Source organism: Clostridium subterminale (genome assembly GCF_039521425.1).
Lineage (GTDB): Bacteria > Bacillota > Clostridia > Clostridiales > Clostridiaceae > Clostridium_J > Clostridium_J subterminale.
Window position 1 is genome coordinate 282764 of record NZ_BAAACI010000005.1, and the last position, 22891, is coordinate 305654.

General features: G+C 31.0%; 17 protein-coding genes, 8 tRNA genes and 1 other annotated feature. All 25 genes read left to right on the top strand.

Translation table 11 applies throughout. The features are described 5' to 3' along the window. The first annotated feature begins 2 nt into the window (after positions 1-2). Positions 3-78: transfer RNA gene (locus tag ABDZ93_RS08850), tRNA-Met, on the top strand. Between the two features lie 3 nt (positions 79-81). Continuing rightward, positions 82-158: transfer RNA gene (locus ABDZ93_RS08855), tRNA-Met, on the top strand. Between the two features lie 34 nt (positions 159-192). After that, a tRNA-Leu gene (locus ABDZ93_RS08860) sits at positions 193-281 on the top strand. Positions 282-286: 5 nt separating this feature from the next. Beyond that, positions 287-362, top strand: a tRNA-Met gene (locus tag ABDZ93_RS08865). A gap of 3 nt (positions 363-365) precedes the next feature. Further along, positions 366-442: transfer RNA gene (locus tag ABDZ93_RS08870), tRNA-Met, on the top strand. Positions 443-476: 34 nt separating this feature from the next. Next, a tRNA-Leu gene (locus ABDZ93_RS08875) sits at positions 477-565 on the top strand. A gap of 5 nt (positions 566-570) precedes the next feature. Further along, positions 571-646, top strand: a tRNA-Met gene (locus ABDZ93_RS08880). Positions 647-1066: 420 nt separating this feature from the next. After that, entirely contained in the window at positions 1067-3469 is a 2403-nt protein-coding gene (gene spoIIE / locus ABDZ93_RS08885) for a stage II sporulation protein E (RefSeq protein WP_343825629.1), read from the top strand. A gap of 167 nt (positions 3470-3636) precedes the next feature. Continuing rightward, positions 3637-5067: a tRNA lysidine(34) synthetase TilS gene (gene tilS, locus ABDZ93_RS08890; protein WP_343825631.1), complete on the top strand. Its 1431-nt coding sequence runs from the start codon at positions 3637-3639 to the stop codon at positions 5065-5067. After that, positions 5060-5602: a hypoxanthine phosphoribosyltransferase gene (gene hpt / locus ABDZ93_RS08895; protein WP_343825634.1), complete on the top strand. Its 543-nt coding sequence runs from the start codon at positions 5060-5062 to the stop codon at positions 5600-5602. The genes tilS and hpt overlap by 8 nt, the downstream gene beginning before the upstream one ends. A 153-nt stretch (positions 5603-5755) precedes the next feature. After that, the gene (gene ftsH, locus ABDZ93_RS08900; RefSeq protein WP_343825636.1) at positions 5756-7774 is read left to right on the top strand and encodes an ATP-dependent zinc metalloprotease FtsH; all 2019 of its coding nucleotides are present in this window, start codon (positions 5756-5758) and stop codon (positions 7772-7774) included. A 188-nt stretch (positions 7775-7962) separates the two neighbouring features. Further along, a complete protein-coding gene (locus ABDZ93_RS08905; protein WP_343825638.1) occupies positions 7963-9633 on the top strand; it encodes a formate--tetrahydrofolate ligase in 1671 nt (556 codons plus the stop codon). A gap of 304 nt (positions 9634-9937) precedes the next feature. Beyond that, positions 9938-11422: a carboxyl transferase domain-containing protein gene (locus ABDZ93_RS08910; protein ID WP_343825640.1), complete on the top strand. Its 1485-nt coding sequence runs from the start codon at positions 9938-9940 to the stop codon at positions 11420-11422. Between the two features lie 12 nt (positions 11423-11434). Beyond that, a complete protein-coding gene (locus ABDZ93_RS08915) occupies positions 11435-11809 on the top strand; it encodes an OadG family protein (RefSeq protein ID WP_343825642.1) in 375 nt (124 codons plus the stop codon). A 26-nt stretch (positions 11810-11835) separates the two neighbouring features. Next, a complete protein-coding gene (locus tag ABDZ93_RS08920) occupies positions 11836-12276 on the top strand; it encodes a biotin/lipoyl-containing protein (RefSeq protein ID WP_343825644.1) in 441 nt (146 codons plus the stop codon). Positions 12277-12292: 16 nt separating this feature from the next. Next, the gene (locus tag ABDZ93_RS08925) at positions 12293-13432 is read left to right on the top strand and encodes a sodium ion-translocating decarboxylase subunit beta (protein WP_343825645.1); all 1140 of its coding nucleotides are present in this window, start codon (positions 12293-12295) and stop codon (positions 13430-13432) included. 114 nt (positions 13433-13546) lie between these two features. Then, complete coding sequence (locus ABDZ93_RS08930) at positions 13547-13717, top strand: hypothetical protein (RefSeq protein WP_343825646.1); 171 nt, start codon at positions 13547-13549, stop codon at positions 13715-13717. 6 nt (positions 13718-13723) lie between these two features. Further along, positions 13724-13906, top strand: coding sequence for a hypothetical protein (locus ABDZ93_RS08935; RefSeq protein ID WP_343825647.1), 183 nt, complete (start codon positions 13724-13726; stop codon positions 13904-13906). A gap of 176 nt (positions 13907-14082) precedes the next feature. Further along, the gene (locus ABDZ93_RS08940; protein ID WP_343825648.1) at positions 14083-14862 is read left to right on the top strand and encodes a type III pantothenate kinase; all 780 of its coding nucleotides are present in this window, start codon (positions 14083-14085) and stop codon (positions 14860-14862) included. A gap of 8 nt (positions 14863-14870) precedes the next feature. Next, on the top strand, positions 14871-15839 hold the full coding sequence (gene dusB, locus ABDZ93_RS08945; protein ID WP_343825649.1) for a tRNA dihydrouridine synthase DusB: 969 nt from the start codon (positions 14871-14873) through the stop codon (positions 15837-15839). 142 nt (positions 15840-15981) lie between these two features. Beyond that, positions 15982-16461, top strand: a complete 480-nt coding sequence (greA, locus tag ABDZ93_RS08950; RefSeq protein ID WP_343825650.1) for a transcription elongation factor GreA — start codon at positions 15982-15984, stop codon at positions 16459-16461. Between the two features lie 29 nt (positions 16462-16490). Continuing rightward, positions 16491-18032 carry a lysine--tRNA ligase gene (lysS, locus tag ABDZ93_RS08955; RefSeq protein ID WP_343825651.1) on the top strand — a complete coding sequence of 514 codons (1542 nt, stop codon included), beginning with the start codon at positions 16491-16493 and terminating at the stop codon, positions 18030-18032. Between the two features lie 256 nt (positions 18033-18288). Then, positions 18289-18363: transfer RNA gene (locus ABDZ93_RS08960), tRNA-Asn, on the top strand. 153 nt (positions 18364-18516) lie between these two features. Beyond that, positions 18517-18683, top strand: a binding site (T-box leader). 82 nt (positions 18684-18765) lie between these two features. Further along, positions 18766-20157, top strand: coding sequence for a glycine--tRNA ligase (locus ABDZ93_RS08965; protein ID WP_343825653.1), 1392 nt, complete (start codon positions 18766-18768; stop codon positions 20155-20157). A 570-nt stretch (positions 20158-20727) separates the two neighbouring features. Then, positions 20728-22107, top strand: coding sequence for a UDP-N-acetylmuramoyl-L-alanine--D-glutamate ligase (murD, locus tag ABDZ93_RS08970; protein ID WP_343825654.1), 1380 nt, complete (start codon positions 20728-20730; stop codon positions 22105-22107). Positions 22108-22891 lie beyond the last annotated feature (784 nt).

The window sequence follows — 22891 nt, forward strand, 5'->3', positions numbered from 1 at the left end:
AACGCGGGGTGGAGCAGTTGGCAGCTCGTCGGGCTCATAACCCGAAGGTCGTAGGTTCAAGTCCTGCCCCCGCAACCATATGGCGGAATAGCTCAGCTGGCTAGAGCATTCGGTTCATACCCGAAGGGTCGTAGGTTCAAGTCCTATTTCCGCTACCATATTTTTAAAAATAAATAAATTGCCAAGTAATATGCTGGAGTGGCGGAACTGGCAGACGCACAGGACTTAAAATCCTGCGGTGGTTAAACACCGTACCGGTTCGATTCCGGTCTTCAGCACCAAATAACGCGGGGTGGAGCAGTTGGCAGCTCGTCGGGCTCATAACCCGAAGGTCGTAGGTTCAAGTCCTGCCCCCGCAACCATATGGCGGAATAGCTCAGCTGGCTAGAGCATTCGGTTCATACCCGAAGGGTCGTAGGTTCAAGTCCTATTTCCGCTACCATATTTTTAAAAATAAATAAATTGCCAAATAACATGCTGGAGTGGCGGAACAGGCAGACGCACAGGACTTAAAATCCTGCGGTGGTTAAACACCGTACCGGTTCGATTCCGGTCTTCAGCACCAAATGACGCGGGGTGGAGCAGTTGGCAGCTCGTCGGGCTCATAACCCGAAGGTCGTAGGTTCAAGTCCTGCCCCCGCAACCATAAAAATGGATTGATATATATTCAATCCATTTTTTTTTCTAAAAAATTCAGTTAATTTATATTAACAATTAATTAATTGAATTTTTAAAATGAAGTTTGAAAATAGATTTAAATATAAGTATATTAATTTATTAGATTTATATGAAAAATATTTTCCCCATGAAACCTTTTTTAATTATTATTCATGACATAAAAATATAGTAGATTAAGTTAAGAAAATTAAGACATATAGACTTACTAAAGCCATGCTATAAGGTGAATAACTGAATAATTTAGAACTATAAACTAAAAAGGGAAAGAGAGATAAAATGGAGTTTATTGTAATAAATTTTTTTATGTATGCTCCATCAAATTACAATTATTTCCAATGGACATTGATATAATGAACCTGTAAAAAAAATACAGGTGGGTGAAATTATTATGCAATATGGAGAGAATATTAGGACATATAAAAGAGTAAAAAGCAGTATGGTTATTAGTAATGATAGGGATGGTGACGGAGTAAGAATAGTAGCGAAGAGTATTATGTTTTTCTGTGTTGCTATTTTAGTTAGTAGAGTAATAATGATAAATAAATCTGCACCTTTTGGAGTTGCATTTTTACTTACAATATTATTTTTAGGGGATAACAGATTATCTTTATTTGTTGGGCTAGGGGCTATATTGGGATACATAACTACAATAGGGACATTAGAAAATTCTTTAATGTATATAACAATAGTTCCAACTTTGGTTATAATATGTTTAATTTTAAATAGTTTTATAAAAAAGAAAATTCAAAAGTTTGTTATTATAGGAGCAACTTTAATAATGATTTTTGCATATACTATGTTAGTAAATCAGTATACACTAATGTTGGCACTTGGTAATACTGCATTAGAAGGAGTAAGCATAATACCCGTATACTTAATACTAGAGTACAGTATAAATAGTTTTAAAAAGATAAGAACAAAGCACTTATTTTCAAATGAAGAAATAGTTTCTATGAGTATATTAATAGCTTTAATAATAGCAGGTACTTGGGGAGTTGAAATTTTCAATATATCAATTTTAAGTGTATTAAGCATTGCATGTGTATCTATTATAGGTTATGTTTGTGGTACAAGCGTAGGTGCTACAGCAGGAATTGCTATGGGTGTAATTGTGGGAATGTCTAGTCAGAATATTTTTGGTTATGCAACAGTATTGGGAGTATGTGCTTTAACTTCAGGAATATTTAGAGAAGGTGGAAAGTTAATTTCAGCTTTAGCATCATTTATAGTATTTTGTATAATGAAAATTTATATAGCTACGTATATGCCAGAGGGGATTTCACAATTTATATTAGCAGAAGGAATTTTATCTACAGCATTATTTATAGTTATACCTAATGGGATATATGAAACTATATCTGGTGAGTTAGATGTAGAGAAAAAAAGTAAAAGATATGAAGAAGGATATGTTAATAAAGTAAAAGCAATTTTTACAGATAGGTTAGATAAATTTTCTGAGGTGCTTTTAAATATGGCTGGTACATTGAATAATTTAGCTGATAATGATAAGCTAGATATGAATAGTAAAAGTAGTGGGCTTATAGAAAATTTAGCTAATAGAGTATGTAATAACTGTGATACATGTGGTATATGTTGGGGAAGAGAAATGATAAGTACCTATAAGGCCTTTGGAGAACTTTTAGAAAGTGTTCAGAATAAAACTAACATTTTTCCGCAGTTATTAGAAAAGAAATGTATAAGGAAGGCTTCACTAATAAGAAATACAGAAGATATTACAAATAAATTTATCATAAATGAAATGTGGAGAAGTAGATTAGCAGAGGGTAGAGAATTAATTGCAAATCAATTCAATAACATGGCTAAGTCTGTAGATGAAATTATGGAAGAGTTTTCATCGGACTTTAATGAAGATAAGGATTCAGAAAAAAAGATTATAAGAATTCTAGAAAAGTATGATATAGAAGTTGAAGATGTATTTGCTATAAAAGATAAGAATGAAAGGTTGAATATACAGATAACCTGTGATTCTTGCAATGGAAGAAATTTATGTGTAAAGAAAATACTCCCTTTAATTAATGATTGTGTAGATTATAAAATGAAATTAAAAGCTGATGGTTGTAAGATTAATCCTATAACAAATAAGTGTACTGCTATGTTTGAAGAAGTGCCTAAGTTTGGAGTAACTACTAGTGTATCGAGGATATGCAAAGATGGACAAACTATCTTTGGAGATAATTTTAATTTTGGAGAAGGATATGATGGTAGCTACATGATGGTGATTAGCGATGGAATGGGATCGGGTCCACAGGCAGGAAGAGAAAGTAAGGCTGTAGTTGAACTAATTGAGAAATTTACAGGTGCGGGCTTTAGCAGAACTACAGCTATAAATACAGTTAACTCTATAATGAGTCTTAAATTTTCAGAGGAGGAAAAATTCTCTACAGTAGATTTGAGCGCTATTGACTTGTATAGTGGAGAAGTAGATTTTATGAAGGTAGGAGCAGTAGCTAGTATTGTAAAAAGTGGCGACACCATAGATATTATTAAATCTAGAAGTTTACCTATTGGAATACTAGATGAAGCAGATATAGAGATTCATAGTAAGAAAGTAAAAAATGGTGATCTGATTGTTATGTTAACGGATGGGGTCACAGACTGTGATGAAGAATCTAGTGGAAAGATAGATTGGATATTAGATTATTTATGTAGAAATGATAATGTGAGTGCAGAAGAAATATCTAAGGGTATAATTAATGAAGCAAAGAGAATAGGGAAAAATAGGATTAAGGATGATATGACAGTTATGGTTTCTAGAGTTCACACAGCTTAATTTGGATTAAGTAAGTTAGAAAGTTAATTATAACTAATTTTATGTTGGTTATAATTAAAAAAGTGAAGAAGTGTGTAAACATTTCTTCATTTTTTTATTATATTTGTTTTAAAATTCTTACATTTATGATATTATGACTTAAAACTATATTTTTAGGAAGTGTTTTTATGAGTGAGAAAGATTGGGCAAAAGTACATAATAATAGCATGAGAAATGAAGTTATTAAAACCATTGAGGAAAATGGAATGTTAAATAAGGGAGATAAAGTTATTGTTGCCTTATCTGGAGGTCCTGACTCTATAAGTTTATTGCATGTGTTGTCTACATTAATAGATGAGTATAATATAAAGCTATACGCAGCTCATGTGAATCATATGTTAAGAAGCAGTGAATCTGATGAAGATGAAGCTACTTGTAGAAGGTTTTGTCAAGAAAACAATATTGAATTCTTTAGCAAGGCTGTAGATATAAACTATATGGCTAGTGAAAATAATATCTCCACAGAGATGGCTGGTAGAGATGCAAGGTATGAATTTTTTGAAGATCTTCTAAAAAAACTTAACGCAAATAAAGTTGCTTTAGCTCATAATCTTAATGATCAAGCAGAAACGGTGCTTATGAGGTTGATGAGAGGAACTGGAATAGAAGGTCTTATAGGAATTAAACCTGTAAGAGATGAAGTATATATAAGACCAATAATAAATGTGAGTAGACAAGAAATAGAGGGATACTGTAAAGAAAACAATCTTCCAGCAAGAATAGATCATACAAATTATGAGACTATATATTCAAGAAACAAGATTCGATTAGAGTTGATACCTTATATCCAACAAAACTTTAATTCAGATATAGTAACAACTTTAAATAGAATGTGTGAATTGATAAAACGTGATGAGGATTATATTCAAGAAAATGTAATCAAAGTTTTCCAAAAATATTGTGATATAGGAGAAGATAAGGTTATAATATATAAAGATGCATTTTATCTTCATCCATCTTTAGTAAGTAGAGTTATAAGAAAGGCTCTATTACAAGTTAAAGGGGATATAAATAATATTCAAAGCATACATATCGATAATATAATAAACTTACAGAAATCTAGTACAGGAAAGTTTACAACTGTTCCAAAAGAAATATTAATCAAGAATGTATATGGAAATATTGAAATAACAATGCAAAAAAAACAATGCAAAGTTGATATAGATACTATTTTAAATCTTAATATGGGTAATAATTATATTGAGGAGCTAGGACTTAAAGTATATATAAGATGTATAGATGGTGACAAAAAAATGAATTTTAAATCTGATGATAACATAAAATATTTTAATGGTACTAATATAAAAAATATAACATTAAGATTTAGAAAGAATGGGGATAGATTTTCTCCTCTTGGGATGAAAGGTAGCAAGAAGTTAAAGGATATATTTATAGATTTAAAGATTCCAAGGGAAGAAAGAGATCTTGTACCTCTGCTTTGTTTTGATGAAGATATTTCATGGATAATAGGATACAAAATAAGTGATAAGTTTAAAATCCATGAAGGAGTAAAAAATATTATAGAAGTAAGATTGGAAAGGCAGGAAAAACATGAATAAGGACATTAAGGAAGTTTTATTAACTGAAGAGGTTTTGACAGAAAAAATTAAAGAAATAGGAGCCAAAATATCAAATGAATATGTAGGGAGAGACTTAATTGTCCTTGGTATTCTAAAAGGTTCAGTAATGTTTATGGCTGATTTAATGAAAAACATTACTATACCTTGCAAGATGGATTTTATGGCTGTATCTAGCTATGGAGATGCTACACAGTCTTCAGGAATAGTAAAAATAATAAAGGATCTTGACTTTGAAATAAAAGGTAAAGATGTGTTAATAGTAGAAGATATTATAGATAGTGGAGTAACTCTAAAATATCTTATGAAGTACTTAGGTGCTAGAAATCCAAGAAGCCTTGAAATAGCATGTTTACTTAATAAACCTGAAAGAAGAAAGGAAGAGTTAGAGGTTAAATATCTTGGCTTTGATGTTCCGGATTACTTCTTAGTAGGGTATGGTCTTGATTATGCTGAAATCTATAGAAATCTTCCTTATATAGGAATACTAGATGAGCATGTATATATGAAGGAATAAAGTTTTATACTATATAGATATTAAGCTTATTTATTATTTAAAAAAGAACAGAATAGTAGTTCATTAATAATTAATATTATTAATGTTGTAAAGGAAAAACTCATATGATAGAATTTTTAGTGATATTGAACCATAGAGAGAGGGGGGCTTTAAATGAAAAAAATTTCTAGTGCAACAATTTGGTTTTTAGTGTTAATACTAGTTATATTTTCTGCACTGTCATTATTCGATAGTACAGGAAGTCTTAAAGAAATAAGTGTAACAGAATTTGAAAAATATATGCAACAAAAACAAGTAACAGCTATACAAACATCATCTGATGGTACATCAGTGAGAGGTAAATTAAGCGATGGTACCGAATTCAGTGTAAATATTTTACAATCAAGGTATTCTCAAATAATTCAAGCAAATCCTAACCCTGATATGAATGAAAAATATGATCCACCTGCTACAGTACCAGTTTGGATGAGAATTTTACCTACACTTCTTGTGATAGGCATGGTGGTATTATTCTGGATAATGTTTATGAATCAGTCTAGTGGAAGCGGTGGCGGTGGCGGCCGTGGAGTTATGAGTTTTGGTAAAAGTAAAGCTAAGATGGCGGTACCTTTAGAAGGGGATAAAAAAGTTACATTTAAGAATGTAGCTGGAGCTGATGAAGAAAAGCAAGAACTTGAAGAGATAGTAGATTTTCTTAAAAATCCTAAGAGATATATGGAAGTAGGGGCTAGAATTCCAAAAGGAGTACTATTAGTTGGTCCTCCGGGAACAGGAAAAACTCTTTTAGCAAAAGCAGTAGCTGGAGAAGCTGGAGTACCGTTTTTCAGCATATCAGGATCAGACTTCGTTGAAATGTTTGTAGGAGTTGGAGCTTCAAGAGTTAGAGACTTATTTGAACAAGCGAAAAAGAACTCTCCTTGTATAATCTTTATAGATGAAATTGATGCTGTAGGTAGACAAAGAGGCGCTGGTATGGGTGGCGGACATGATGAAAGAGAGCAAACTTTAAACCAACTTCTTGTTGAAATGGATGGATTTGGTGTAAATGAAGGCATAATAATGGTAGCTGCTACAAATAGACCAGACATTTTAGATCCAGCTCTTTTAAGACCAGGTAGATTTGATAGACAGATAGTTGTTGGTGTACCTGACGTTAAAGGAAGAGAAGAAATATTAAAGGTTCACTCTAAGAATAAACCTTTAAATGAAGATGTAGATTTAAAAATACTTGCAAAGAGAACGCCAGGATTTACTGGAGCAGACCTTGAAAATCTAATGAATGAATCAGCTTTATTAACTGTTAGAGCTAGAAGAAAAGTTATAACTATGGAAGAACTAGAAGAATCAATAACTAGAGTAATGGCTGGACCAGAAAAGAAATCTAGGGTTATTAGTGATAAAGATAAGAATTTAACTGCATACCATGAAGCGGGTCACGCAGTAGTATCTAAATACTTGCCTAATTCTTATGCTGTGCATGAAATTAGTATTATTCCAAGAGGGATGGCAGGAGGATATACTTTACATCTACCTAATGAAGATACGGCATATACATCTAAGTCTAAACTTAGAGATGATATGGTTGGTCTTTTAGGAGGAAGAGTTGCAGAAGCATTGATTCTTGGAGATATAAGTACAGGAGCCAAAAATGATATAGATAGAACAACATCAATAGCTAAGAAGATGGTTATGGAATATGGTATGACAGATGCTCTAGGACCTATATCTTTTGGAAAAGATGATGGTGAAGTATTTATGGGAAGAGACTTTGGAAGAACAAGAGACTTCTCAGAAGAGGTTGCATCTAAGATAGACAGAGAAATTAAAGCTTTAATTGATGAGGCTTATGAGAGAACAGAAACTATTCTTAAGGAAAATATAGATAAACTTCATGATGTTGCAAAAGCTTTACTTGAAAGAGAAAAACTTACTGCAGAAGAATTTAATGCAATAATGGAGGGAAAAACTCTTGCAGAGTTTGATGCAGAAAGAATTGTATTAGATTCTCCGAAAGAAGAAAATGACGTTCCAGTAGAAGAAAATAGTGTTAGTTCTAATGAAAAGTTTAAGGACTGGAATGTAGAAACTCTTAATGATGAAGTATCAACAGATGAAAATTCAATAGAAGAAAAAACTTCAGACAATGAGAGTAACACATATAAGGAAAGTTAATATATTGTTTTAAAAGCACAGCTATTGCTGTGCTTTTTTTATAAAAGTAATTATGTTATAATGAACTTAAAATAGAAGAATATTGAAAAAACTACTGACACAACTATATTCATAGTTATCATAGCTTAATTTATTTCTGAATTTTGAAAAAATAGTACAAATTAATGTAATACTTAGGAGGTTAATTTATGAAAACTGATATTGAAATTGCTCAAAGTTCAAAGATGATACCAATTTTAGAGGTAGGAAAAACATTAGGTTTAACTGAGGATGATTTAGATCTTTATGGAAAGTATAAAGCAAAGATATCTCTAGATGTTCTTGAAAGTAGAAAAGATAATGAAGATGGGAAACTTATATTAGTTACAGCAATTAACCCAACTCCAGCAGGAGAAGGAAAATCTACAGTAACTATAGGACTTGGTCAAGCACTTTGCAGTTTAGGTAAAAATGCTGTTATAGCATTAAGAGAACCTTCATTAGGACCAGTTTTTGGAGTTAAGGGAGGTGCTGCAGGTGGCGGTTATGCTCAAGTAGTACCAATGGAAGATATAAACCTTCATTTTACAGGAGATATGCATGCTATTACAACAACAAACAATTTATTAGCTGCGGCTATAGATAATCATATTCATCAAGGAAATGAACTTCGAATAGATTCAAGAAGAATTATATTTAAAAGGGTTTTAGATATGAATGATAGAGCTCTTAGAAATATAGTAGTTGGTATGGGTGGTAAGCCAAATGGATTCTTAAGGGAAGATGGATTTACAATTACTGTTGCTTCTGAGATTATGGCGATATTATGTTTATCTAACAATCTTATGGATCTTAAAGAGAGATTTGGTAAAATCCTTGTAGCATATGATCTTGATGGAAATCCAATTTATTGCAAGGACTTAAAAGTTGAAGGTGCAATGGCTATGTTGATGAAGGATGCTATAAAACCTAACTTAGTACAAACATTAGATAATACTCCAGCAATAATTCATGGAGGCCCTTTTGCTAATATAGCTCATGGTTGTAATAGTATACTTGCAACTAAAATGGCATTAAAGCTAGGAGATTATGCTATTACTGAAGCTGGATTTGGTGCAGACTTAGGAGCAGAAAAATTCTTTGATATTAAATGTAGGTATGGAGAATTAAAACCAAGCTGTGTAGTTATAGTTGCAACAATTCGTGCGTTAAAACATCATGGTGGAGTTAAAAAAGAAGAATTAAATACTCCAAATGTAGAAGCATTATCTAAGGGTGTTGTTAACCTAGAGAAACAAATAGAAAACATACAAAAATTTAATGTTCCAGTAGTTGTAGCTATAAACAAATTCATATCAGATAGTGATGAAGAAGTTAAGTTCATAGAAGAATTCTGTAAAACTAATGGAGTGGAGGTATCTTTAACTGAAGTTTGGGAAAAAGGAGCAGAAGGTGGAAAAGACTTAGCAAATAAAGTTATTTCAACTATTGGAAATAAACAAAGCAATTTCCAAGCTTTATACGATGAAGAACTGGATATTAAAGAAAAAATAAAAATTATTGCAAGGGAAATATATGGAGCAGATGATGTAGATTTTACAGCATCAGCTAAAAAACAGATTAGTGAAATAGAAAAATTAGGACTTCATAAAGTGCCTATATGTGTAGCCAAAACTCAAAATTCCCTTTCTGATAATCCTGCTTTATTAGGAAGACCAACAGGATTTAATATATCCGTAAAAGAAGTTAAGTTATCAAATGGAGCAGGTTTTATAGTTGTATTAACAGGAGCTATAATGACTATGCCGGGACTTCCAAAGGTTCCTGCTGCAAATAAAATAGATATTCATGAAGATGGAACTATAGAAGGTCTATTCTAAAATTATTATATTAAAATTAGATTATATATTAATTTGGTTTAATATTTAACTACAAATAATTTAAAATTAAAATTTATTTACTAATCCTATGATTTCATAGGATTAGTTTTTTTATAAATTTAAATAGACAGGGATTAAAATTAATTTAAGCAGAATACTATAATAAAGGTTATCTGAATTATAGAAATTTTAAAAATAAGGAATTCACAGAAAAATGAATTAAAACTTGCAATTAATGTATACAAATGGTGTGAAATGTGTTAATATTATATACGGTAAAGTTAATATGTCAGGAGGCAGTAAAATGAATAAACTTGAAGTGTTTAATTCGCTTAAAGATACATCACACTTAGGTGGTGGAGATAGTCAAGTACAAATGCAACACAACCTAAATAAACTTACAGCAAGAGAAAGAGTTCTTGCATTATTAGATGAAGGAACATTTGTAGAAATTGGTTCTCTTGTTTCAGGCAATGGAGCCGGTGTAATTACTGGTCATGGAACTGTAAATGGAAGACTAGTATTTATATATAGCTGTGACTATACGGTAGAAGGTGGAACATTTACAAAAACTATGGGAAGAAAAATAATAAATATTCTTGATAATGCTGCTAAAATAGGTGCTCCTGTAGTTCAAGTTATTGATTCCATAGGTGGAAAATTAAATGAAGGAATAGAATTACTTGGTTCTTATGGATTAGTCTTAAACAAGTATGCTAAGCTAAGCGGTATAGTTCCAAGAGTATCAGTTATATGCGGTCCTTGTAATGGTATAACATCATTGTTTGGAACTATGAGTGATGTAGTAGTTGCTGTAGATGAAATAAGTGATTTAAGTGTATCTTCTTTAAGTAAGCTTACTGAAAAAGAAGGTAAGTATGTGGATAAATCAATGGTAAGCAATGGAGTAAGTGCTAATAGAAATAGTAATGCACATATAAATGCTGCTACTGAAGAAGAAGCATTCCAAGTTATAAGAAATATAATTTCTTATATGCCATCAAATAATTTAGAATTACCTACCGTTAGTAATGAAGATTTAAATTTAAATGTAGGTAAGTTAAATCTTGATGAAATGGTTGAAAAGGATAATTGTTCTTTAGATGAAATTTTAAATACTATAGTTGATGAAGATAGTATCATAGAAATATATAGAGGCTTTGCTACTAACTTTAGAACTGTTCTGGGAAAAATTAACGGATTGACAGTTGGAGTTATATTAAATTCTAAAAATAAAGAAATTGATAATTTAGGATCAAATAAGGTTTCAAGTTTTATAAAATTATGTGACAGTTTCAATATATCTATTTTAAGCTTAGTAGATACAAAAGGAGCATCAGTTTCTTTAGAAGAAGAAAATAATGGACTTGCTAAAAATATTGGAAAGCTTATGTATTCATTAATTGATGCTACAGTTCCAAAGGTTTCTTTAATTATAGGAGAAGCTTATGGTCTTGGATATGAAGTATTAGCTTCAAGAGAATCAGCATTTGATGTTACAATGGCTTGGCCAACAGCAAAAGTATGTTTAACAAGTCCAGAAGAATATATAAAAGGACTATACAGAGATGAGATATTTAACTCAGAGGATCATAAACAAGGAGAAAAAGATGTAATTGCTAAATACTATGATGAAGTAACCAATCCTTATAATTTGGCAAGTATGGGAATAATAGATGATGTGATAAAACCAAGTGAAAGCAAGCAAAGGATATTTGCTATGCTAGATATGTTACAAAGTAAAAGAGAATTAAAATATCCTAAAACACATGGTAGTACACTAGTTTAGGAGGAGTATAATATGAAAGAAACATTATTCAGAAACTTCACCCTAGAAAATTTATACTTTGCATTAGGTGTAGCTGCCATTGCTATGATAATAGTATTTGGAGTGTTATTGGCACTTATGCTCATAATTAAATTACAAAGCTTTTTGCTAGGAAGAGATTATAAAAAAAGATCTAATGCTAATGAGGAACCGAAGGAAGTATCAATTACGGTGAGTGAAGTTGATAATACTGTGCAAACAGTAGATATTAATAAGGAATATGAGTTAGTAGCAGCTATAATGGCATCATTATCTGCTCATACTGGTAAGTCACTAGATGAATTAAATATAAAGAGTATAAAAAGGGTTAATAATAATTCAAGTTGGAGAAGTGCTTCTATTAAATAGAAGTTATTGTTAGGAGGATATTTCGTATGAAAAAATATAATGTTACAGTTAATGGAAATTTATATCAAGTAGAGGTAGAAGAAGTAAAGGGTGAGTTTGCTACACCAGTAGCACCAACAGTACAAGTGACACCAGCGCAACCAGTGCAAGTGACACCAGCACAACCAGTACAATCAGCAGCACCAGTAGCAGCGTCAACTTCAGCTGCAACACCAGTAGTATCAACTGCAGCACCGGTAGCATCAACTGCAGAAGGAGCAAAGGCAGAAGCGCCAATGCCAGGAACAATAGTTAAAGTAGTTGCAACTAAGGGTGCAACAGTTAAACAAGGTGATGTTTTATTCGTACTGGAAGCTATGAAAATGGAGAATGAAATTATGTCTCCAACAGATGGAACTGTAGTAGAGATAAATGTAACACAAGGAGCCGCAGTTAATACTGGAGATATATTAGCTGTTATTGCATAATAGGAGGTCAATTTAAATGAACATTTTTGAAGTAATTAAAGATTTGTTTGCCTCATCTGGATTTGCGGCTTTAACATGGCAACAAGCTGTAATGATAGGAGTATCTTTAGTTTTCATATGGCTAGCTATCGGTAAAAAATTCGAACCTCTTTTATTATTGCCAATAGCATTTGGTATGTTACTTGCTAACATACCACTAGGCAATATTATGGCCGAGCCTATAGGTAAGGAAGCAGGAGGATTACTATATTATTTATCAAAAGGAGTGAAATGGGAGATATTCCCTCCGCTTATATTCTTGGGTGTAGGGGCTATGACAGATTTTGGTCCATTGCTTGCTAATCCATCTAGTGTACTTATGGGAGCTGGAGCGCAGTTTGGTATTTTCTTTGCTTTTGGAGTAGCTATTCTTTTTGGTTTTACACCACAGGAAGCTGCTTCTATAGGAATTATAGGAGGAGCAGATGGCCCTACAGCTATATTCTTAACAAATAAGCTAGCGGGACATCTATTGGGACCTATTGCAGTAGCAGCCTACTCATATATGGCGCTTGTACCACTTATACAGCCACCAATAATGAAAGCTCTTACAACTAAAGAAGAGCGTAGAATAAAAATGGGACAACTAAGACAAGTTAAGCAAATAGAAAAAATAGTATTCCCTATAGTTGTAACTATATTAGTAACTTTATTATTACCAGCTTTACTACCGTTGATAGGAATGTTAATGCTTGGTAACTTATTTAAAGAATCTGGAGTAGTTGGAAGACTTTCAGATACTGCACAAAATGCTCTTATAAACATAATTACTATATTTCTTGGACTTTCTGTTGGAGCTACAGCAACAGCAGAAGCCTTTATAAATCCTAAAACTATAGGAATTATTATAATTGGGGTAGCTTCATTTGCAGTAGCGACAGCAGGAGGAGTTATTGTAGGAAAAGTCATGTGTAAATTAACTAAAGGGAAAGTAAATCCATTAATTGGATCTGCTGGAGTATCAGCAGTACCTATGGCAGCGAGAGTTTCTCAAGTTGTAGGTCAAAAAGAGGATCCTACTAACTTCCTACTTATGAATGCTATGGGTGCAAATGTATCTGGAGTTATAGGAAGTGCTGTTGCGGCAGGTGTATTATTAGCTTTATTTGGAGCTTAATATAAAGATTAAATATGTAGATTGTAAATAATTTATAAAAAGGGTATGTACTTTTAAAATAAAGGTATATCCCCTTTTTTATTTGATAATAATAGGAAAAAGGAGGAGATTATTATGAAAGATACAATGATTCAATTTCTAATTAATAAAGAAAATGAGATTATTAGAAGCTATGAAAGTTACTTGGCAAATGTACCTATTCAAGAAATTGACAACAGGGCACAAAATTCAATTGTAAGACATAATAATCATATCAAAGTTTTAAAAAGTATTATAAGGAGGTAAGGAATAATGTTTCATGGCAAGGAAAAAGAAAAAAAGCTTAGAAGTAATTGCTTAAGTAGAAAAGAAGATAATTTAAAAAAAATATATCTGAATATCATGAATAATTTTAGTGATGGAACATTAAAAGGAGAATTATATGAGATTTTCAAAGATGAGGTTGATATAATAAATAGTAATAATCTCATATAAAACATAATAGAGTAGTCTACAGTGATATTACATAAAATTCATTAACACATAAAGTAGTATTAACTTAAAAAAGTTAATTAAGTTATATAGTAAAAGTGTTAAATGTGTTATAATAATTAGGAACATTTAAAAAGCAGCTTAAAAGCTGCTTTTAATTATATAGAGGTGACATGATTATGATATTCGTATTAGACGTAGGAAATACTAACATAGTATTAGGTATTTATAAGAGTAAGGAATTAATAATAGAATGGAGATTATCTACAGATAATAGAAAAACTTCTGATGAATATATGATAGAAGTAGCTCAGCTTTTTTCTTACAACAAGCTAGATGTTAATGATATATCAGGAGTAATTATTTCATCAGTAGTTCCCAATATAATGTATTCTCTAGAGCATATGGTAAGAAAGTTTTTTAATAAAAAACCTCTAGTGGTTGGTCCGGGAATAAAGACAGGAATAAATATAAAATATGATAATCCTAAAGAAGTGGGAGCAGATAGAATAGTTAATGCAGTAGCAGCTCATGAAATGTATAAGAAACCATTAGTAATTATAGATTTTGGAACTGCAACTACTTTTTGTGCAGTAGCTGCTAATGGAGATTACATAGGTGGAACTATATCACCAGGTATAAAAATATCTTCAGATGCATTATTCCAAAAAGCTGCTAAACTCCCAAGAGTAGAACTTATAAAACCAGAAACAGTTATTTGTAAAAATACAGTAGCAAGTATGCAAGCAGGTATTGTATATGGTTATATAGGTCAAGTTGATTTTATTGTAAGTAAAATTAAAAAAGAAATGATAGCATTAGGAGAGGAGAATCCTATGGTAATAGCTACAGGAGGTCTTGCTAACCTTATAGCGGAAGGATCTGAATCTATAGATAAAGTTGAACCATTCTTAACTTTAGAAGGACTTAGGATTATATACGAGAAGAATAGAGAATAGGTGATAAAATGAAAATTTCAAATATAAGCTTTGAAAATCCTGTATTTCTTGCTCCTATGGCAGGGGTTACTGATATAGCTTATAGAGGTATATGCAAAGAAATGGGATGTGGACTAGTTTATACAGAAATGGTTAGTGCAAAAGGGCTATATTATAATAGTAAAAATACTGGAACTCTTATGAGAATAAGTGATGAAGAAAAACACGTAGCATTACAGATATTTGGAAGTGAGCCAAAGATAATGGCATTTGCTTGTGAAACCATTCAAGGTATGGACGGAGTTACTATTATAGATGTAAATATGGGATGTCCAGTACCAAAGATAGTTAAAAATGGAGAAGGTTCTGCTTTAATGAAAAACCCAAAACTGGCTAGTGAAATTGTTAAAGAAATGAAGAAAGCCTCAAGTAAACCTATTACAGTAAAGTTTAGAAAGGGCTTTGATTCCAATAGCATAAATGCAGTGGAGTTTGCTAAATATTTAGAAGATGCGGGAGTAGATGCTATAACAGTTCATGGAAGAACTAGAGAACAGATGTATGAAGGTAAGGCTGATTGGGATATAATAAAGCAAGTAAAGGAAGCTGTTTCTATACCTGTCATTGGTAATGGTGATATATTTGAGGCAGAAGATGCTATAAATATGAGGAAACAAACTAATTGTGATGGTATAATGATAGCAAGAGGTGCCATGGGAAATCCGTGGATATTTAGAGAAATAAAACAGGGAATTGATGGCAATGATATAGTAAGGCCTACTGATACAGAGAGAATAGATATGTGTATTACTCATTTGAATAGAGCTATAAAGTTCTTTGATGAAAATAAAGCTGTAAGAGAAATGAGAAAGCATATAGCATGGTATATTAAGGGGTTAAGAAATTGTACCGAAATTAAAGATAAAATCAACTCTGCTATATCCTATGATGAAATGTATAATTTGTTAGAAAAGTATAAATTAAATTATGAAAAGTAGAATTTTTAATATAAATATACCTTTATTGACAAGGAATTGCAGCTGTTTTATAATTAATCAAAGATTATAGAGACTATATATGATACAATTGAGTATTTATAATGATATAGAATTATTTAGTAAGATTGAAGGGGAGAGAAATATGAGCGAAACTAAAAAATACGTGATGACTTACGAAGGAATAAAGAAGCTTGAAGATGAGCTAGAATACTTAAAAACTGTTAAAAGAAAGGAAATAACAGAAAAGATAAAGGTTGCCCTAGGATATGGAGATTTAAGTGAAAATTCAGAGTATGATGAAGCAAAAAATGAGCAGGCTTTCGTTGAAGGAAGAATTATTCAACTTGAGAACATGTTAAGAAACGCATCTGTAGTAGATGAAAGTGAAATTCCTAAAGATATAGTTAGTATAGGAACAAGTGTAAAAGTATATGATTATGAATTTGATGAAGAAATAGAATTTTATATTGTTGGATCTGCTGAAGTAGACCCTTATGAAAATAAAATTTCAGATGAATCACCTGTAGGAAATGCTCTTATGGGAAAGAGAACAGGAGATGTTGTAGAAGTATCAACTCCAGATGGAATTAACAACTATAAAGTATTAGAAATTAAAAGATAATCATAAAAAAGAACTAGGAGGAATGGTTTATGGCTACAGAAGCTAACAATGATAATTTACAAGAAGTTGCAACAGATAATGAACAATTACAAGCTCAAGAAGCTGAATATAATGAACAAGTAATGATTAGAAGACAAAAGCTTGCTGATCTTCAAGCGCAAGGGAAGGACCCTTTTGACGTATATAAAGTTGAAAGAACTCATGAAGCACAAGAAATAAAGGATAATTATGAAAAGCTTCAAGAAACTGAGGTTACAATTGCAGGAAGACTTATGTCTAAAAGAATTCAAGGTAAAGCTGGATTCTGTGATATTCATGATAGATCTGGAAAAATGCAAGTTTATATAAGACTTGATAGAGTTGGAGAAGAACAATTTAAAGATGCAAAAACTTTTGATATAGGCGATTTTTTAGAAGTTACAGGTATACCGTTTGTAACAAAGACAGGAGAAACTTCTGTTAAAGCTAGTAAAGTAACTTTGATTTCTAAATCATTAAAACCACTTCCAGAAAAATGGCATGGACTTAAAAATCCAGATTTAAAATATAGACAAAGAGAAGTAGACCTAGTAATGAATAAAGATGTAAGGGATACTTTTATTAATAGAATAAAAATTATAAAAGCAGTAAGAGAATTCTTGGATAATAGAGGATACTTAGAAGTTGAAACTCCTATTTTATCTCCTATAGCTGGGGGTGCGGCTGCAAGACCATTCGTAACTCATCATAACACTTTAGATATAGATATGTATTTAAGAATCGCTACTGAGTTATACTTAAAAAGATGCATAGTTGGTGGACTTGAAAAAGTATATGATATGGGTAAAAATTTTAGAAATGAAGGAATGAGTATTAGACATAATCCTGAATTTACAATGATAGAATTATATGAAGCTTATGCTGATTATAACGATATGATGAAAATAACAGAAGAATTAGTTGCATATGCTTGTGAGAAAGTTCATGGTACTACTAAAGTGAATTATCAGGGAACTGAAATAGACTTTACACCACCATGGAGAAGAATAACTATGGTTGATGCTGTAAAAGAATATGCAGGTGTAGATTTTAATGAAGTTAAGACAGACGAAGAAGCTAGACAAATTGCAAAAGAAAAGCATTTGGAATTTGTAAAAGAATTAAAAGACTGTACAAAAGCAGATGTATTAAATGTTTTATTTGAGGAGTTTGCTGAAGAACATTTAATTCAACCAACATTCCTTTGTGATTATCCAGTAGAAATATCGCCATTAACTAAGAAAAAACGTGGAAATGAAGCATTTACTGAGAGATTTGAAGGGTTTGTATATGGTAGAGAAGTTTGTAATGCCTATTCAGAACTTAATGATCCTATAGTTCAAAGACAAAGATTTGAGCAACAAGCTAAAGAAAGAGAACTTGGAGATGATGAAGCTTATCTAATTGATGAAGAATTCATGAGTGCTCTTGAAGTAGGAATGCCTCCAACAGGCGGACTTGGAATTGGTATAGATAGAATAGTAATGTTCTTAACTGATTCAGTATCAATCAGGGATGTTATACTATTCCCAACAATGAAGCCTCTACAATAGTATATATAACTTTAAAATTAATTTTACCCAAAAATTATTGCATATTTTAATAATTTTTGGGTAAAATGTTAAGGTATTAATTTAATATATAATATCAGTAAAGAAATATTATATGTTAAATAATTGTTGCATATTAAAATGGTTTCTAGATAAAATATTCATATAATGTAAGTGAAAGAAATTATTTTTAAAATTTTATAGAAATAGTGTTGAAATTTACATTAAATATGATATAATTTAGATATAAATTATATATTCCGCGATAGCTCAACGGTGGAGCACTCGGCTGTTAACCGATAGGTTGGAGGTTCGAATCCTCTTCGCGGAGCCATTTTTTTATAAGATAGTTTATAGCGGACTTTTAAGTCGGCTTATTTTGTTATAGTAGATAATATAATAAAAATTGATATTTATAAAATTCCATATTTATATTTTAATTTTATTTTGAATTATAATATGATTTGTGGATAATATTAAAAACTAAATAATAACGATGATAAAGAAGAGTAGTAATAAAGATTTTAAAGAGAGATGGTGGTAGGTGTAAATCATCAAATCAATATTGTGAAGGGAGCTTTTGAGTTAGTGATAAATTTTAAAGATGAGCTTTAGCTAATAAGGGTGGAACCGCGGATTAATTTCGTCCCTTGATTGGTTAAAGTTTTTTATTTTTCAACTATTAATTTGTTAATTGCAATTAATAATAAAATAAACATTTATGGAGGTAATGAACATGGGAAAAGAATTAACTATGGATAAAATGGTAGCTTTATGTAAAAATAGAGGATTTATATTTTCTGGGTCTGAGATTTATGGAGGTCTTGCAAATTCATGGGATTATGGTCCTTTAGGAGTGGAATTTAAAAATAACGTCAAAAAAGCATGGTGGAAAAAATTTGTACAAGAAAATCCGTATAATATAGGGTTAGATTGTGCTATATTAATGAATCCAGAAGTTTGGGTAGCTACAGGTCATGTAGGTGGATTCTCTGATCCGTTAATGGATTGTAAAGAATGTAAGGCTAGATTCAGAGCTGATAAGTTGGTTGAAGATCATATGGTTTCAGAAGGTGCAGAAGTAGCTGTAGCTGATGGATGGACAAATGAAGAGTATAAAGAATATATTGAAAAACACAATGTGGTTTGTCCAAAGTGTGGGAAAATGAATTATACAGATATAAGAAAGTTTAATCTTATGTTTAAAACTTTCCAAGGTATAACTGAAGACAGTAAAAATGAAATATATTTAAGACCTGAAACAGCTCAAGGTATATTTGTAAACTTTAAAAATTCTCAAAGAACATCAAGAAAGAAAGTACCTTTTGGAATAGCTCAAATAGGTAAATCTTTCAGAAATGAAATTACTCCAGGAAACTTTACCTTTAGAACAAGGGAGTTTGAGCAAATGGAGCTTGAATTTTTCTGTAAGCCAGGAACTGACTTGGAATGGTTTGAATATTGGAAAGAATATTGTAAGAATTTCTTATTCAACTTAGGAATGGGTAGGGAAAACTTAAGATTTAGAGATCATGAAAAAGAAGAACTGTCATTCTATAGTAATGCTACTTGTGACATAGAGTTTTTATTCCCATTTGGATGGGGTGAGCTTTGGGGAATAGCTGATAGAACAGACTATGACTTAAAAAGACACATGGAACATTCAGGAGAAGATTTATCTTATTTAGATCCAACTACTAATGAGAAATATGTACCATATTGTATAGAACCATCATTAGGAGCTGATAGAGTTGCATTAGCATTTTTGTGTGAAGCTTATGATGAAGAAGAACTAGAAGGCGGAGATGTCAGAACAGTAATGCATCTTCATCCAGCATTAGCACCATTTAAGGCAGCAGTACTTCCACTTAGCAAGAAATTAAGTGAAAAGGCTCTTGATGTGTATGGAATATTATCTAAAAAGTTTAATGTAGATTATGATGAGGCTGGAAGTATAGGAAAGAGATATAGAAGAGAAGATGAAATAGGAACACCATTCTGTATTACAATAGATTTTGATACTATGGAAGATGAGAGTGTTACAGTAAGAGATAGAGATACTATGGAGCAAGTAAGAATGCCAATAAGTAATCTCGTATCTTATATAGAAGAAAAAATGGAATTCTAATAGAAGTTTATAAGAATTTAAAATAGCTCTAGGCATTAATTTGCTTGGAGTTATTTTATAGTAAACATATATAGACAGTTAAATATGTAAAATAAATAGATACATGTATGATAAATTAAGGATGTTTAAAAAATATATTGTAGGCTAAAATTTATGTAGATATTGTATTAATGTTTTTGTTGCAGGTGATTTATATAAATGGATAAAAAAATAACCGGATTTGCATCCGGTAAAAAATAGGGTTTAATCATGGGGATATGTTATGTGCAATGTTAAACCTTTGGGGAAAAGTTTTAACACCTTTACTTACGGCACAAACAGATTATATCATATTAAAAAACTCATAGCAATAGCTTTTTTGAAAAATAATGAATTAAATTGAAAAAAACATTCAAAAACTAGTGAATACAAGGGGAAAATAGGCGAAAATATAGAAAATAGGTGAGTTGTTGAAATAAATAGAGCAAGTGTATGTCATAGAGTTTTTTTAAGCCTGCTGTAGTGATATAATTGTAAGTATAAGTATAGTATGGAAGTAAGCTAATACATAGTCGTACTGGAGGAATAAAAATGAAAAAAGATTTTAGTGATTTTAAGAGATTTATTAAGGATAAAAACGTAGCTGTCGTAGGAATAGGGGTGAGTAATATACCACTTATAGAGTTCCTTATAGGTTTAGGAGCTAGGGTTACTGCTTTTGATAAAAAGAATATAGAAAAACTTAAAGACGTTGTAGACAAGTATCAATGCAAAGGAGTTAAATTTGAATTAGGAGAAGAGTATTTATCTAACTTACATGGTTTCGATGTTATTTTTAAAACGCCATCTATGAGAATTGATGGTAAGGAATTGACTATAGCAAAAAATGAAGGTGCATATATAACATCTGAGATGGAGGAGTTTGTAAGATATTGTCCAGCTAAAGTATACGGTATAACAGGAAGTGACGGAAAAACAACAACTACATCTTTGGTATATAGCATTTTAAGTGCTGCAGGCTTTAAAACTTGGGTTGGAGGGAATATAGGCACACCATTATTTACTAAAATAGAAGAAATATCTCCAGATGATAAGGTTGTTCTTGAATTATCAAGTTTTCAACTTATGACTATGGATACATCTCCAGAGGTAGCTTTAATTACAAATTTATCCCCAAATCATTTAGATATGCATAAAGATTTACAAGAGTATATAGATTCTAAAAAGAATATATTTAAATATCAAAATAAAGATAATCTTTTGGTACTAAATGAAGATAATGATGTTACAAGAAGTATTGAAGGGGAAGAAAGTGGAAGACTTTATACTTTTAGTAGAAACAAGGCTGTAGAAGATGGGGCTTATTATGAAGATGGAGATCTTTTTGCTAAAGGTAAAAAAGTATGCAATAAGAGCGAAGTATTGCTTAAGGGTATGTATAATATAGAAAATTTATTAGCAGCCTTTGCTTTGATAGCAGATGACGTAGATGTAAAATATATGAGAGAGGTTGCAACTACATTTAAAGGCGTAGATCATAGAAATGAATTTGTGAGAAATTATAGAGATGTAGAGTATTACAATAATTCTATAGCTTCAAGTCCTACTAGAACATTAGCAGGTATTAAAGCATTTGAAAAACCGGTAGTATTAATTGCTGGAGGACGTGATAAAAAAGTTCCTTTTGACCCATTAGCATATGAAGGATATCCATATATTAAATCATTAATTTTGCTTGGAGAAGCTAAAGATCAAATTAAAAAAGTTTTTGATAAATTAAAAAGTGAAAAAGGAATTGATATTGATGTTCATATAGTCAATACTTTGGAAGAAGCCGTAAATAAAGCGGTGGAAATATCAGTTGGTGGAGACATAGTAACATTAGCTCCGGCATGCACAAGCTTTGATATGTTTGAAAACTTTGAAGTTAGAGGAAATAAATTTAAAGAAGTAGTTAAGAACTTAAAGTAAAAGGGAATTATATAAAAAATAAAATAGATACAACTAATAACATTTTATTTGAAGTTAACAATGTAAACATATATTCCTAGGAGATAGTTTCGATTTACTGTTTTCTAGGAATATAATTTTATTCTTATAATCGCAACTGAATTGTAAATCATACTATAAGAAGGTTATATTAACTTGTTGGACTAGTTAAAAGTAATAAGAACATACTATTTTACTGCACATTTTAATATCTTTAATCCAATTATTTGAATGACGAATCCCTTGAAACCCGCATAGACAGAACAACTATATAACTATTTATAAATATAAATAGTTTCCTATACAAATAGTTATCTATTTATATAGAGAACTATTTGTTCTAAATATATGTATTTGGTAGTTATTTATAAGATTTTACAGATTAAAAACTATATAATTAATTAGCCTAACAGGCTATATTAAAAAAACTTAACCAAGTGTATCAATACATGTAAGTTAGAGAAAAAATAAGAAAATTAGAGAAAATAAAGGATAATTTATATATATAATCACATAAATGAAGAAGAGATAGCCAACCCTATGATATTATAAATCTCGTCACTAAGTGATGCGAACTTCAAAGTTCAAATCTAGGTAACTTTAAAAATGAATTTAAACAGAAAAAAGTTTAAAAAAAGTTTAAAAAGTTATTGACAGAACAAAATGATGGTGATAAAATTTAAAAAGTAGTCAGTCGGTAGGCTGATGAAAACCAAATGGTCTTTGAAAATTAAACAGAGAAAAAGGTAAAACCAGTTAATTCCGA

Bases quoted from the DNA above. Each gene is read 5' to 3' on its own strand.
- spoIIE (WP_343825629.1), top strand. From the start codon at position 1,067: ATGCAATATGGAGAGAATATTAGGACATATAAAAGAGTAAAAAGCAGT.
- tilS (WP_343825631.1), top strand. From the start codon at position 3,637: ATGAGTGAGAAAGATTGGGCAAAAGTACATAATAATAGCATGAGAAAT.
- hpt (WP_343825634.1), top strand. From the start codon at position 5,060: ATGAATAAGGACATTAAGGAAGTTTTATTAACTGAAGAGGTTTTGACA.
- ftsH (WP_343825636.1), top strand. From the start codon at position 5,756: ATGAAAAAAATTTCTAGTGCAACAATTTGGTTTTTAGTGTTAATACTA.
- ABDZ93_RS08905 (WP_343825638.1), top strand. From the start codon at position 7,963: ATGAAAACTGATATTGAAATTGCTCAAAGTTCAAAGATGATACCAATT.
- ABDZ93_RS08910 (WP_343825640.1), top strand. From the start codon at position 9,938: ATGAATAAACTTGAAGTGTTTAATTCGCTTAAAGATACATCACACTTA.
- ABDZ93_RS08915 (WP_343825642.1), top strand. From the start codon at position 11,435: ATGAAAGAAACATTATTCAGAAACTTCACCCTAGAAAATTTATACTTT.
- ABDZ93_RS08920 (WP_343825644.1), top strand. From the start codon at position 11,836: ATGAAAAAATATAATGTTACAGTTAATGGAAATTTATATCAAGTAGAG.
- ABDZ93_RS08925 (WP_343825645.1), top strand. From the start codon at position 12,293: ATGAACATTTTTGAAGTAATTAAAGATTTGTTTGCCTCATCTGGATTT.
- ABDZ93_RS08930 (WP_343825646.1), top strand. From the start codon at position 13,547: ATGAAAGATACAATGATTCAATTTCTAATTAATAAAGAAAATGAGATT.
- ABDZ93_RS08935 (WP_343825647.1), top strand. From the start codon at position 13,724: ATGTTTCATGGCAAGGAAAAAGAAAAAAAGCTTAGAAGTAATTGCTTA.
- ABDZ93_RS08940 (WP_343825648.1), top strand. From the start codon at position 14,083: ATGATATTCGTATTAGACGTAGGAAATACTAACATAGTATTAGGTATT.
- dusB (WP_343825649.1), top strand. From the start codon at position 14,871: ATGAAAATTTCAAATATAAGCTTTGAAAATCCTGTATTTCTTGCTCCT.
- greA (WP_343825650.1), top strand. From the start codon at position 15,982: ATGAGCGAAACTAAAAAATACGTGATGACTTACGAAGGAATAAAGAAG.
- lysS (WP_343825651.1), top strand. From the start codon at position 16,491: ATGGCTACAGAAGCTAACAATGATAATTTACAAGAAGTTGCAACAGAT.
- ABDZ93_RS08965 (WP_343825653.1), top strand. From the start codon at position 18,766: ATGGGAAAAGAATTAACTATGGATAAAATGGTAGCTTTATGTAAAAAT.
- murD (WP_343825654.1), top strand. From the start codon at position 20,728: ATGAAAAAAGATTTTAGTGATTTTAAGAGATTTATTAAGGATAAAAAC.